At 63.1% G+C, this 13739-nt stretch carries 11 protein-coding genes; 10 read left to right on the top strand and 1 reads right to left on the bottom strand.

Annotation, left to right across the window (positions count from 1 at the left end; translation table 11 throughout):
- The first annotated feature begins 157 nt into the window (after positions 1–157).
- From ilvA to AAFG13_RS15900, 3 genes are all read left to right on the top strand, one after another.
- A complete protein-coding gene (gene ilvA, locus AAFG13_RS15910; RefSeq protein ID WP_342712586.1) occupies positions 158–1705 on the top strand; it encodes a threonine ammonia-lyase, biosynthetic in 1548 nt (515 codons plus the stop codon).
- Positions 1706–1825: 120 nt separating this feature from the next.
- On the top strand, positions 1826–2554 hold the full coding sequence (locus AAFG13_RS15905; RefSeq protein WP_342712585.1) for a class II aldolase/adducin family protein: 729 nt from the start codon (positions 1826–1828) through the stop codon (positions 2552–2554).
- A 153-nt stretch (positions 2555–2707) separates the two neighbouring features.
- Positions 2708–3682: a TRAP transporter substrate-binding protein gene (locus AAFG13_RS15900; RefSeq protein ID WP_342713343.1), complete on the top strand. Its 975-nt coding sequence runs from the start codon at positions 2708–2710 to the stop codon at positions 3680–3682.
- A gap of 55 nt (positions 3683–3737) precedes the next feature.
- Here AAFG13_RS15900 and AAFG13_RS15895 read toward each other — a convergent pair whose 3' ends face one another.
- Positions 3738–4625 carry an acetamidase/formamidase family protein gene (locus AAFG13_RS15895; RefSeq protein ID WP_249132738.1) on the bottom strand — a complete coding sequence of 296 codons (888 nt, stop codon included), beginning with the start codon at positions 4623–4625 and terminating at the stop codon, positions 3738–3740.
- A 456-nt stretch (positions 4626–5081) separates the two neighbouring features.
- On the opposite strand from AAFG13_RS15895, the gene AAFG13_RS15890 reads away from it, so the two are divergent.
- From AAFG13_RS15890 to AAFG13_RS15860, 7 genes are all read left to right on the top strand, one after another.
- Complete coding sequence (locus AAFG13_RS15890; protein WP_342713342.1) at positions 5082–6002, top strand: CoA-transferase; 921 nt, start codon at positions 5082–5084, stop codon at positions 6000–6002.
- The gene (locus tag AAFG13_RS15885) at positions 5995–6765 is read left to right on the top strand and encodes a CoA-transferase (RefSeq protein WP_212316339.1); all 771 of its coding nucleotides are present in this window, start codon (positions 5995–5997) and stop codon (positions 6763–6765) included. The genes AAFG13_RS15890 and AAFG13_RS15885 overlap by 8 nt, the downstream gene beginning before the upstream one ends.
- Positions 6766–6792: 27 nt before the next feature.
- A complete protein-coding gene (locus AAFG13_RS15880; protein ID WP_207832125.1) occupies positions 6793–7746 on the top strand; it encodes a TIGR03619 family F420-dependent LLM class oxidoreductase in 954 nt (317 codons plus the stop codon).
- Between the two features lie 36 nt (positions 7747–7782).
- Positions 7783–9060, top strand: coding sequence for an ArgE/DapE family deacylase (locus tag AAFG13_RS15875; RefSeq protein ID WP_212316337.1), 1278 nt, complete (start codon positions 7783–7785; stop codon positions 9058–9060).
- 158 nt (positions 9061–9218) lie between these two features.
- Positions 9219–11645, top strand: a complete 2427-nt coding sequence (locus AAFG13_RS15870; RefSeq protein WP_342713341.1) for a xanthine dehydrogenase family protein molybdopterin-binding subunit — start codon at positions 9219–9221, stop codon at positions 11643–11645.
- Entirely contained in the window at positions 11642–12481 is an 840-nt protein-coding gene (locus tag AAFG13_RS15865) for an FAD binding domain-containing protein (RefSeq protein WP_342712584.1), read from the top strand. The genes AAFG13_RS15870 and AAFG13_RS15865 overlap by 4 nt, the downstream gene beginning before the upstream one ends.
- Positions 12478–13698 carry a 2Fe-2S iron-sulfur cluster-binding protein gene (locus AAFG13_RS15860; protein ID WP_342712583.1) on the top strand — a complete coding sequence of 407 codons (1221 nt, stop codon included), beginning with the start codon at positions 12478–12480 and terminating at the stop codon, positions 13696–13698. The genes AAFG13_RS15865 and AAFG13_RS15860 overlap by 4 nt, the downstream gene beginning before the upstream one ends.
- Positions 13699–13739 lie beyond the last annotated feature (41 nt).

Here is a 13739-nt window from a genome sequence, read left to right as displayed (position 1 = left end):
ATTGATCAGGCGGTCTTTGCTTCACTCGTGCCTCCGGTCATGCGATGCTTCGAGCTGGATGTAGCGGCGGCTCCGTGCCGTCTGCTCGCCAGGGCGGCGCCGACGATGGGCAGGTGCAACCGATATGGATTGCCTCCCCATCGACAGAAGCGACCCGATGACCACTGCCGCCAACGCGCTCCGTGACTACGCCCAACGCATCCTGACCGCCCGTGTCTACGACGTGGCGGTCGAGACGCCGCTCGATCCGATGCCGCGGCTCTCGGAGCGCTTGTCGCGCGCCGTCTTGCTGAAGCGGGAGGATTTTCAGCCGATCTTCTCGTTCAAGCTTCGCGGCGCCTATAACAAGATCGTCCGGCTGCCGGACGCGCAGCGAAGACAAGGCGTCATCTGCGCGTCGGCGGGTAATCACGCGCAGGGTGTGGCGCTGTCTGCGCGCAAGCTCGGCATTCCCGCGACGATCGTGATGCCGCGGACGACGCCGGCCATCAAGGTCGAGGCCGTCCGGCGTCTGGGCGGCGACGTTGTGCTGCATGGCGACACGTTCGACGACGCGCAAACCAAGGCCAGGGAGATCGAGGTCGCGCGCGGCCTGACCTTCGTGCATCCGTTCGACGATCCTGACGTGATTGCCGGCCAGGGGACCGTCGGGATGGAAATCCTGCGCCAGCATCCCGATCCGATCGAGGCGATCTTCGTGCCGATCGGCGGGGGCGGGCTGGCGGCCGGCGTCGCCGCCTTCGTGAAATTCCTCAACCCCTCGATCAAGGTCGTCGGCGTGGAGCCGGCCGACGCCGCCTCGATGGCGGCCGCGCTCGCCAAGGACTGCGTTGTCGCGCTGGATCAGGTCGGATTGTTCGCCGACGGCGTCGCGGTCCGCAAGGTCGGAACGGAGACGTTCCGGCTCTGCCGCGACCTGCTCGACGAAGTCGTCACCGTGGACACCGACGCCATGTGCGCGGCCATCAAGGATATCTTCGACGACGTGCGATCGGTTGCCGAGCCCTCCGGGGCGTTGGCGCTCGCCGGCCTCAAGGCCTATGCCGAGCGCGGCGCGCTGAGCGACGGCAGCCTGATTGCCGTCAACAGCGGCGCCAATCTGAATTTCGACCGGCTGCGCACCATCGCCGATCGCGCCGAGGTCGGCGAACATCGGGAGGCGCTGCTTGCGGTAACGGTGCCGGAGAAGCCGGGCAGCTATCGGCACTTCATCCGCATCCTTGGCTCGCGGGCGATCACGGAATTCAACTACCGCTTCGCCGAAACGACCGCGCCGGCGCAGCTCTTTGTCGGTATCGCGCTGAGCCGTGGCGAGGCCGAGAAGCGGGAAGTCATGGAGCTGCTGCGGCGCGAGGGCTATCCGATCCTGGATCTGAGCGAGAACGAAATGGCCAAGGACCATGTGCGCTACATGGTGGGTGGTCGCGCGCCGCTTCTGAGGGACGAGGTGATCTACCGCTTCGAGTTTCCCGAGCGTCCTGGCGCGTTGTTGAAATTCCTTGAGAGCCTAGCGCCCGACTGGAACATTTCGCTGTTTCACTACCGGAATCATGGCGCCGACTACGGACGCATCCTGGCAGGCATCGAAGTCAAGCCTTCGGAGCGCGCCCGGTTCGTTCAGGCGCTCGACGCGCTCGGCTATCCCTACTGGAACGAGAGCGAGAACCCGGCCTATCGCCTGTTCCTCTCTGCCGAGAAGGGATGAAGCGGGGAGGTCCTACGCTGGTCCAGAGTAAAGCGGACGGTTGGCGGTGCAAGACATCGGCGAGCCGCTACGCAATCCGTGCTGAAGAGGCAATTCGTGCTGAAGAGAAAGGCAGTCCGTATGACCCGTGAGGAACGACAATTGCGCGAGGCGATCATTGCCAGGTGCCGATGGATGAATGCGTCGGGTCTCAACCAGGGGACATCAGGCAACATCTCCGCCCGCTACAAGGACAGGATGCTGATCACGCCCTCGGCGACCCCGTATGATTCGATGAGGCCGGAGATGATCGCGTCGATGTCGCTCGAGGGCGACGATGGCGCGTGGGAGGGGCCGCTGCAGCCCTCTACCGAATGGCGCTTCCATCTCGACATCACGCGCGCCCGGCCCGATGTCGGCGCCATCGTCCATACCCACTCGACCTATGCGACCGTGCTTGCGATCGCGCGCAAGCCGATCCCGGCCTGCCACTACATGATGGCGGCATTCGGCGGCACCGACATCCGCTGCGCCGGCTACGCGCGTTACGGCACCAAGGAATTGTCCGATCATGCGATCGCCGCGCTGGAGGGTCGCAATGGCTGCCTGCTCGCCAATCACGGCATGATCGCGCTCGGCGCCAATCTCGACAAGGCGATGTGGCTCGCGGTCGAGCTCGAGACCCTCGCGCGGCAGTACTACCTCTCGCTTGCGCTCGACTCGCGGATCATCCTGAGCGACGAGGAGATCGCCGACACCGCGAAGGGGTTCTCGTCCTACGGGTTGCAGGCACCAAAGCCGAGCAAGGCCCGCGCGACGGCAAAGGCGGCGCCGCGCCGTGCCGAGAAACGGCGTAGCAGCAAGCGATGACGGGCACTCGCCGGTCCAGGACGGCATGTTTGACGGCCCCGTCAGCATAGGCAAGACTGATCGAAGTCAAACTGTGCTTGCGGGATATATCCGGTGCTCAATTCGGATTCTGATTTGCCTTGGTCGACCAGTTGGGCCGGTCTGCGCTCTGCCATGGCGGCGCTTCTTCTCATCGCGTCGACGGCCTTCTTCAGCGCACCTGCGTCCGCTCAAGTGGCGTGGCAGATGGCGACGGAATATCCTCGAAGCAATATCTCGGGAGTTGGCTTGGCAAAATTCGCGGAGCTCGTGTCCACACAGACGAACGGATACGTTACGGTCCGCAATGCGTTCGATAACGAGTTGAAGATCAGCTCCGGCGAAATGCTGCGTGCGGCCCAAGAGGGGCGGATTGCCGGTGGCGACGCATTCGCGGGGCCGCTCGAAGCGTCCGATCCGGTATTTGGTCTGCCGTCGCTGCCGTTTGTCGTCCAGTCCATCGAGGCGGCGCGGTCCATCAACGCGCGCGCGCGGCCACTCTATGAGAAGGCGTTAGCCGCACAGGGCCTCAAGCTCCTGTACATCACCATTTGGCCGTCCACCGGCCTCTGGACTGTCCAGCCAATCTCGACGCCGGCGGACCTGCGATCCATTGCCGCGCGGACGTATGACTACAATTCGGCCGAGGTCATGCGCGCGGTCGGTGCAACGGCGGAGTATCTTCCGTTCAACGAGGCAATCGCCAAGGTAAAAAGCCATGAGCTGAATGCTATCCTGACGTCTGGCGATGGCGGGGCCGGCCGAAAGCTCTGGCAGGATCTGCCCCATTTCACGGCGATCAACTACGCGATTCCGATCTCGATTGCTTTTGTAAGGACCGATGCCTTTGAAGCGCTGCCGGAATCGGTTCAACGCCAGGTGATGCAGGTGGCTGCCGAGACGGAACAAAGCCAGTTCCAGCTTCTGGCCAATCGCACAGTCGAGAATTATGCGCGCATGCGCGCCAACGGGGTTGAGATCGCGGAGCCGGCGCCGGCTCCTGTTCTCGCCGCGCTCAAGCAAGGTGCGTCGGCACCAATCGCAATGTGGAAGGCCAAGGCTCCTCCGGAAGCCGTGGCTATCGTTGAGCGGGCGTTGCAGCAGCAATAGACGGTGTCATTGCACGGGCGACGATGAGCCAAGGCGCTGTGCGCGGCGTGCAACACTAGTTCGTGCGTTGGCTGCGGCCTTGCGGTGTGAACGCATTGACGGTCGATGTGCTGGCCGACGCGGATGTGGTCTCGACCCGAGGGGTCGCCAGATGCAGATTGCGGCGAATGTGAAATTCGAACGTGCCGGCGAGCGCCGTTTCGATGGCGGAGAGCTGCGCAGCCCCATCGTCCAGCAGCGCGTGGCCATGACCCGCCGAGAACAATGCGCCTGCGACGAAGATCGGGAAATAGGCGGTGCATCCGACGCCGAGATCCCTGTTGTCGATGCGCCCGCTGAAACCATTCGCTTCGTTCGGCTTGCGGGGGTCCCAGTTCGCCGGCGGCGCGACACCAAAGTTGCCAAAGCACGGCGACAACCTCAGCTCCCGTCCCCAGGGCAGGCGCGCGATGTTGCGCGTGCGATCGAGCGGGACATACCGGCAGCAAAAGTCCAATGACGTTTCCCGCGCAGCGCTCGTCGGGGCCCTCATGTTCCAACCCCAGTCCGATCGCAAGCGGACATCGAGGACCCGAACCTCGAGCACGTCACCCGGTTCGGCGCCCTCGATGTGGATCGGTCCGGTCAATAGCCGCGGTGCGGCTCCGTGGGACGCGGGGATGTCGCTGCAGCCAAGCGGTTCGACCAGGTCGCTCACGAGATCGAACGCTTCATCCGGCTCGGCCGATAGCGTTTCGATCGTTACCCGATCACCAGACGCAATTCTGATGACGGGACTGAGCCGACCATCCCACAGTCCCCAATGAAGATGATCTGGTGTCGAGGTAAGATAATGCTCCACGGTCCATCCTCTCTTGTTGGTTCTTGTTGACGCCTGTGCGCCCGCTGCCGCGCCACGCGCTCGCTTCAACCGGGTGATCGCCATCGAAGCAGCGCGCTGCATGCGACGCTCTCGAAAGCGACGCTGGTTCATAAGCATGATCTGTGCCAAAGGCCGTGATGCAGGGCAGGACATCCTATCTATCGGCTTATGGTCCTTATGCCGTCGCTTCGAGTTCGCATCCTGAGCTGACCAGGTCAGCACTGCGGCAACTCCGGCCGCTCGCACAGCGGATAGCGAGAGTCGGGAGAGTCGGGAAGACCAGGCTGCAAAGGTAGGCATTGCTCGTCGTTTTACTGTGCGCCCGGCGATCGCAAACCCAAGGCATATCGCGGAGACCGAATCCGTCACGATCGGCCGTTGCGAAGATTCTGCTAGACGTATGGGACTAACATTAGTACCATAGGTCCAATTGGCAGGAAGGGCCTGCGGTTCGCTCCTCAGCCGCTGCCGGTTGCCGACAAGGAGGATGTTTTGCCGGATACCCTGGTGGAGCCGTACACGCGGCTCAGAGAGAAGATGGCGCAGCGCGACCGCAGCCTGCGCGAAAAGGTGGTGTCGCTTGAGGAAGCGGCAGGCTTCGTCCAAGACGGCATGAAAGTGGGTATTGGCGGGTCGACCATGTCCCGCACGCCGATGGCGCTGCTCTGGGAGCTGATCCGCCAGCATCGCAAGGACCTTTCGATTTCGCGCTGCATCGTCTCGACGGACGGCGACCTCGTGTTCGGATCCGGCATCGCGAACCACGTCGTCACCAGCTGGTTCGCCCAAGGTATTCTATGGGGCCTGTCCAAGGTGATGCGGCATCACGTGGAGAGTGGCGGCAAGCGCTATGAGGAATGGAGCCACATGGCTGTCGGCATGCGCTTTCGCGCCGGCGGCATGGGTGTTCCGTTCCTGCCGACCCGCGCCATGTTGGGGTCGGATATCGTTGGTCAGCGTCCCGAAGCCAAGCAGATCGACTGTCCGTTCACGGGCGAGAAGCTGCTGCTGGTCCCCGCGCTCAACCCCGACGTCGCGCTGATCCACGTCCAGCGCTGCGACCCCTACGGTAACGCCCAGATCGACGGCCTGCAATTCATGGACATCGATCTCGCGCTCGCTGCCAACAGCGTGATCCTCACGACCGAGCGGATCGTCTCGAACGACCAGATCCGGCGCGCGCCGGACCAGACCAAGATCCCGTTCTTCTGTGTCGATGCCGTGGTCGAGGTTCCCTACGGATCGGCGCCGCACGAGTGCTACGGCCTCTATGAGCCGATGATGCGGCACATGGAAGCCTATGTCGCGCAGGTCAACGCGGATCCCGTGAAGGGCATGCAGGAATATCTCGACCGCTATTTTTACAGCCCGAAGTCCTGGAACGAATATCTCTCGCTGATCGGCATGGATGAGGTGTTGGAGGCAACGCAGAAGGGCAGGAGCATCTACAATGACTGAGGCGCAGCGCTACACCGCAAGCGAAATTCTCGCGATCTTGAGCGCGCGCCAGCTGCAGGACGGGCAGGTGGTCTTCGCCGGCATCGGCGTGCCGCTGCTCGCTGCAACCCTGGCCCAGCGCACCCGCTGTCCAGCCCTGACCATTCTGTTCGAGGGCGGCGTGGTCGGCGCCTTCGTCGAGCCGGGCAAATTGCCGCCGTCGACCAACGACCAGCGCTGCACCAAGCGCGCCAACATGGTCCTCGGCAGCGCCGATGTCCTGCTGCTGCTCCAGCGCGGTTACGTCGATGTCGGCTTCATGGGCGGCGCCCAGATCGATCAGTTCGGCAATCTGAACTCGTCGTTCATCGGCGACCCGGCCAAGCCGAAGACGCGCCTGCCGGGTACCGGCGGCGGCAATGACATCTCCAGCCTGACCAACATGATCGTCGCGATGAAGCACGAGAAGCGGCGCTTCGTCGAAAAGGTCGACTTCATCACCAGCCCCGGGTTCATTCGCGGCGGCACCAGCCGGCGCGACTCCGGCCTGCCGAGCGGCGGCATGTGGCGCGTGATTACCGAGCTCGCCGTGTTCGGCTTCGACGACAGGACCCGGCGCATCAAGGTGCTCGCGCTCAATCCCGGCGTCGGCCGCGAGGAAGTACAGGACAATACCGGCTTCAGGCTCGACTTCGACGAGAACCTCCACGTCACGTCGCCGCCGACCGACCACGAACTCGAGACGCTGCGGATGCTCGATCCCGACCGTCTCTTCACCGCTTAAAGCTACACCAAGTCCGGAGATCTATTGATGACCACGCTCGCCAACACGTTTGGTATTGCCGCGCGCAACTTCACCGCCTATCCCGAAATGCCCAACGCCCGGGCGCTCGTCGAGTACGGCGTTCGGGTCGAGGAGCTCGGCTACGATTCGGTCTGGGTCTGGGATCACATGCTCCTCGGCGTCGATCCGAACTTCCCGATCATCGATTCGTTGACGACGCTGACGGGCATTGCTGCGCGCACGAAGCGGATCAAGATGGGCACCGGCATCCTGGTTCTGCCGCTCCGTAACGCGGTGGCTCTCGCCAAGCAGCTCTCGAGCATGGATCAGCTGTCCGAAGGCCGCCTGATCATGGGCATGGCGTCCGGATGGTACAAGCGCGAGTTCGATGCGCTCGGCATTCCCTTCGAGAAGCGCGGCAAGATCATGGATGAAAATCTTGAGATCATGCGCCGGCTGTGGACCGAAGAGTCGGTGACCGGCGAATACATGCGCCACAACATTTCGAAGGCGGTGATGTATCCCAAGCCGGCGCAGCCGCAAATTCCGCTGCTGATCGGCGGATACGCCGATCCCGTGCTGAAGCGCGCCGCTCTGAACGGGGATGGCTGGCTGACCTACTTCTATCGTCCCGCCGACTTCAAGAAGTCCTGGGACAAGATCATCAACTTCGCCAAGGAGGGCGGCAAGGATCCGTCGACTTTGAAGAACGCCTCGCAGCTGCCGATCATGATCGGCAAATCACGGCAGGCGGTCGAAGCCGACATGATGGACTGGCTCAACAAGGAGTGGGATTTCCCGGCTCACAGCGATTGCAGCCGCGAGAGCGCCATCATGGGCTCGGTCGATGAGTGCGTCGCCCAGCTTCGCGAGCATATCGCGCTGGGCGTCCAGAAGATCATCTTCGTCCCGTACAAGTATCAGGCGGACCAGGTCGAGACCATCGCGCGTGAGATCATCCCGCGCCTGCGCGCCAAGTAACGAAACCGGAAAACGCTCAACACAGGCGACAAGCAGATGACAGACCCCGTACGCAAGAAGATCCTCGACAAGGTCGACGCTTCGAAGGATCACGCGATCAAGTTCCTCCAGGATATGGTCGCGATCCCGAGCGTGACCGGCGACGAAGCCGCGATCCAGAAGCACATGCACGGCTACCTGACCGAGGTCGGTCTCGAGGTCGACATGTGGGAGACCAATTGGGACGAGCTGAAGAAGCATCCCGGCTATCGCCCGGTCGATCGCGGCTATGAGAATCGCCCCAATATCGTTGCCACCCTGAAAGGCACCGGCGGCGGCCGCTCGCTGCTTCTCAACGGTCACACCGACGTGATCCCCGTCGGCAACGGCGAGGGATGGAGCGACAATCCGTGGTCGGCTTCGATCAAGAACGGGCGCATCTATGGCCGCGGTTCGTGCGACATGAAGAGCGGCGTTGCCAGCCACGTGCTCGCGGTCCAGTACCTGAAGGAGCTTGGGCTCACTCCGAAGGGCGATGTCATGATCAACATCGTCATCGACGAGGAAGTCAGCGGACACGGCACGCTCGACACTGTCATCCGCGGATACAAGGCGGATGCCGGTATTTCCGGCGAGACCAGTGACCTGTTCGTGCAGCCGGCTTGCATCGGGCGTATCTGGTTCCAGATCGACATCGAAGGCAAACCCGCCGGTATCCAGCAGCGCTACCTTGGCATCAGCGCCATCGAGCTCGGCAACAAGATCGTGAAAGCCGTGCAGGAGCTGGAAGACGAGCGCGTTGCGAACGTCAAGCACGCGCTCTACCCGAGCGCCATCGACTCCTTGCCCTGCATCATCGGCAGCTTCCAGGCCGGCAATTATCCGAGCGCCTTCCCGGCCAGCGCCGTTCTGAAGGGATCGATCGGCACGGTTCCGAGCGAGGACCACGAGGGCGTCAAGCAGAGCCTCGTCAAGAAGATTGCCGAGGTTGCGGCTCAGGATCCCTGGATGAAGGACCATCCTCCCGTGGTGAAGTTCGTCGGCTACGACGCCGAGGCCTCGGAGATTCCGGTCCAGCATCCGATCGTGCAGACCGTCTGCGATGTCTATACCGAAGTGACTGGCAAGAAGCCCACGATCTCGGGGCGCCAGGGTGCGGCGGACACGCGGTTCTTGAACAAGTACGCGAATACGCCGACCGTGATCTTCGGACCCGGTTCGACGGCGGTCATGCATGCGAACGACGAGTATGTGTCGATCGATGATTACCTGACGGCCATCAAGGTCATGGCGCTCAGCATCTACGACTGGTGCAATTCCGCCCCAGCCAGGTAATCAAGGGCCGGATCGATCGGGAAGGGGCCCAAGGTTTGGGCCCCTCCTTTTTTGGCGGCGTCGGTGGTGCGAACTCGCTATTGTCGCACGCGGGAGGGTTCTCGAGACTCGACGCTCAATCCTAGTGATGCTATCTTTGCGATAATAGAATGAATTTGATGTTCGAGCCGTCGATCGCTCAGGACACCGACGACAAAAGGGGAGACGGAGTGGCAAAGCAGGGCGTTGGAGCTTCCGTTTCCCGAAAGGAAGATGATCGCTTTCTCCGTGGACGAGGCGAATATGTCGGCGATATTCGCTTGCCCGGCATGCGCGACGTTGCGTTCGTCCGTAGTCCACTTGCCCATGCGCGGATCAAGGATATCCGTATCCCGCCGCACCTCCGCAGCAGCGTGTTCATTGCGTCGGATATCGCGGCCGATACGCGTCCCATTCGCGCTGTGTCCGGACTGCCGGGCTTCAAGCCTTCCGATCAGCCGATCCTCGCGTTCGAGAAGGTCCGTCAGGTCGGCGAATTGATCGCGATGTGCGTCGCCGATAGCCGCGCGGAAGCCGAGGACATTGCAGCTGCGGTCGAAGTTGATTTCGAGGAATTGCCGGCCGTGCATGACATGCTGCTGGCGCGGCGTCCGGACTCGGCCCTGGTGCACGAAGAGTGGGGCGACAATGTCTTCCTCGAGACGTTTGTCGACATCAACATGGAAGCGGCCTACGACGCTCCGATCAAGATCACGCGCGAGATATCGACCGCGCGGCAGAGCATGGCGCCGATGGAAGGCCGCGGGACGGTTGCCGTCTGGCACAAGCGGATGGATCAGCTCGTCCTCTACACCGGCAATCAGCAACCGCACATCGTGCGCAACGGTCTATCGGAATGCCTCAATCTCGAGCAGCTGAAGATCCGCATCGTCTCGCCCGATGTCGGCGGCGGCTTCGGCTACAAGGGTATCGTGCTGACGGAGGATGTTTGTCTGGGTTGGCTCGCCATGCGCTGCGGCTATCCCGTGCGTTGGATCGAAGATCGTCGCGAGCATTTGACGGCGGGCGCGAATTGCCGCGAGCATCATTATAACATCACCGTCTACGCCGATCGCGATGGGAAACTGCGCGGTGTCGAGTGCGAGGCCTCGGTCGATTCCGGCGCCTATTCGTCGTATCCGTTTTCTGCCTGTCTGGAGGCTGCGCAGATCGCCAGCATTTTGCCCGGGCCATACGATTTCCCGTCCTATCGCTGCCGCACCTGGTCGGTGTCCACCAACAAATGTCCGATCCTGCCTTACCGCGGCGTTGCCCGCACCGGCGTTTGCTACGCGATCGAGCTGATGATGGACGCGATCGCACACGAATGCGGTCTTGAGCCGTACGAGGTGCGGCTCAAGAATTTGGTGCGGCCGGAGCAGATGCCGTTCGACAACATCACCAAGAAGCATTTCGACAGCGGAGATTATCCGGAATCGCTGCGACAGGCTCTGGCAAAGATCGATTTGGCGGGCCTCCGCGCGCGCCAGAAGAAGGGCGAGCCGGACGGCCGGCTGATCGGGGTCGGGCTGTCAGTCTATTGCGAGCAGGGTGCGCACGGCACGTCGGTCTACGCAGGCTGGGGCATCCCGATGGTTCCGGGACACGAACAGGCGACCGCCCGCATGACCCCCGACGGCGGCCTCGAGCTTCGCATCGGCGCGCATTCGCATGGTCAGAGCATGGAGACCACGCTTCCGCAGGTCGCGCACGAGATCCTTGGGATCGACATCGCGCGCATCAAGCTGGTTCACGGCGACACCGAGTACACGCCGTACTCGACAGGCAGCTGGGGATCGCGCTGCGCGGTGATGTCCGGCGGCGCCGTTGCGACGGCCTCGCGTGAACTCGCCAAGCTCATCAAGGGGATTGGCGCGCATCTGCTGCAGACCGAAGTCGAGAATGTCAAACTCGAGAACGGCGCGGTCGTCGGTCCGTCGAACAGCGTGAAGATCGATGAAATCGCGCACACCTGGTATCGCCGGCCGCAGGATCTGCCGGCAACGGTCGATCCGAGGGGCCTGGAGGTCACCATCGGCTACAAGCCGGCGCGCGATTCCGGGACGTTCAGCTACGCGACCCATATCGCGGTGGTCGCCGTCGATCCGGAGTTGGGCGATATCGAGCTGATCGACTACGTGGTCGTCGAAGACGGCGGCCAGCTGATCAACCCCATGGTCGTCGATGGGCAAATCTATGGCGGGCTGGCGCAAGGCATCGGCACCGCAATGTATGAAGAGATGAACTTTGACACGTCGGGGCAGCCGCTCGCATCGACCTTTGCCGACTATCTGTTGCCGGGCCCGACCGAGGTGCCGGCGCCCAAGCTCGGCCACATGGAGACGTTGGCGCCCTATACGGAGTTCGGTGTCAAAGGCATCGGCGAGGGCGGTGCCATTGCGCCTCCCGGGGCAATCGGCAACGCGGTCAATGACGCATTGCGGCCTCTTGGGGCCCAGGTCTTGCACACACCAATGACGCCACGGCGTGTCCTCGAGGCCATTCGGGCCGCAGCCGAGCGCCGCAAGGAGAGGGCGCCCGAACTGGCAGAAGGGTTGCCGGCGTGAAACCTGTCAATTTCGACTATGCGCGCCCCGATGCGGTCGACGCGGTGATCAGGCTCATCGCGGACGACAGCAGAACCGTCAAGATGATGGCCGGGAGCCAGTCGCTCGGGCCGATGTTGAATCTCAGGCTCGTGCAGCCCGATCTGATCGTCGACCTCACCGGGATCGAAGAGCTCCGTTGTTTCAGTGACGGCGCGGACGAAATCTCGATCGGGGCGTGCGTCACGCATGCCGATATCGAGGACCTCCGTGTCACCGACGTCACCCGCGGTGCGCTGCCGACGGTCGCCAACGGCATCGCATACCGCGCGGTGCGCAATCGCGGCACCATCGGCGGAAGCTTGACGCATGCCGATCCGTCCGCCGACTGGCACTCGATCCTCGCCGCGGTTGGGGCCAAAGTCGTGCTGCGCGGCCGGGCCGGAGAGCGGACCGTGGCCGTTGAGGACTACATGGTCGGCGCTCTCGAAGCCGACCTGCGCCCTGGTGAAGTTCTCGTTCGCGTCGTGGTGCCGCGACTGAGCAAATCGGCGCGCTGGGGCTATTACAAGAGCTGCCGCAAGACGGGCGAATTTGCCCATGCGATCGGCGCCTTCATGACCGACCCCGATCGCGGCATCAGCCGCGCGGTGATCGGCGCGACGGAGAGCCGTCCGATCGTCATTGCCAAGGCAAGCAATGTGATCGGCGACGGCCGCGCTCCGCGGCTGAACGACAGTTTCGACGGCCGGGCCGTCGACGAGATTCTGGAGAAGGCAGGGATGGTCGATCCCCTGGACAAGCAAACCCATGTCGCCGCGCTGCGCCGCGCGATCGAGCAGGCACGGCCGCAATGAGCACCTGCAACCTCAACGTCAACGGGAGCGCCGTCAGCGCGGAGATCCAGCCGCGAACGCATCTTGCAGACTTTCTCCGCGAGAAGCTCAATCTGACCGGCACCCATCTGGGCTGCGAGCACGGCGTCTGCGGTGCATGCACACTGCTTGTCGATGGTGTGCCCACGCGCTCCTGCATCACCTTCGCGTTGGCTTGCCAGCAGGCCGACGTCACGACGATCGAGGGGCTCGACGACGACGAGATCACGCGCGAGCTGCGTGCGGCCTTCACGAGGGAGCACGGCCTGCAATGCGGCTATTGCACGCCGGGGATGGTTGTGTCGGCGCGCGATGTCGTGCTGCGCATGCAGGACCCCAGCGAGCGCGATATTCGCGTGGCCATGAGCGGAAACCTCTGTCGCTGCACCGGCTATGTCGGCATCGTGCGCGCCATCCAGGGTGTGATCGCAGACCGCAGGGGGCGAGGGATCGCGGCGATTCCAAACGGAAACCGGACGCGTCTTGGACCCTCGGGTTCGGGCAATGCGACCGCGGTGACCTCCGCTGCGGCTCGGCCCAAGACAACCGCCGCACCAGCTGTGAAAAAGGCGGAAGCTCCGGCAGCGGCGGCGGCCTCGCTCAGGGATACGAGCTGGAAGCCGCAAACGACGTTCACGCAGAGCTTCACCGTCGGGCATCCGATCGATGACGTCTGGAATTTCTTCTCCGACATCGGCGCGGTCGCGGCCTGCCTGCCGGGCGCATCGTTGGCCGGAGAGCCGGTCGACGGTCACGTCGACGGCCAGATCAAGATCAAGGTCGGGCCGATCTCTGCCGAATTTCAAGGCATCGCCGATGTGACGCGCGATGATGCGCGCCGCACGGGCACGATTGTCGGCGCAGGCAAGGACAAGCGCAGCAACTCGTCAACCCGCGGCCTGATCGGCTATGCCGTCAAGCCGGGTGACGTGGAGAATCAAACCAAGGTCGATCTCAGCATCGGCTTCACCTTGACCGGGGCCCTGGCGCAGTTCAGCCGCTCCGGCCTGATCCAGGATGTGGCCGGACGAATCATCGCTGTCTTTGTCCAGAACCTCGAGACGCGGCTCTCCCATCGATCGGGTGGAGGCGAGGGCGAGCCGGCCATGGTCAGGGAATTCGACGCCGGCGCGCTCATGCGATCGATGGCGTTGGATTATGTGAGACGAGCGCTGCGATGGCTCTTGCGACGATCCTAGTTGTTCGGCGATAAAAACTCGCCTTTGGCGATGAAATGGAC

It is taken from the genome of Bradyrhizobium sp. B124 (genome assembly GCF_038967635.1).
Classification (GTDB): domain Bacteria; phylum Pseudomonadota; class Alphaproteobacteria; order Rhizobiales; family Xanthobacteraceae; genus Bradyrhizobium.
The sequence above is the reverse complement of the archived record's forward strand: the minus strand, read 5'-3'. Positions and strand labels throughout refer to the sequence as shown.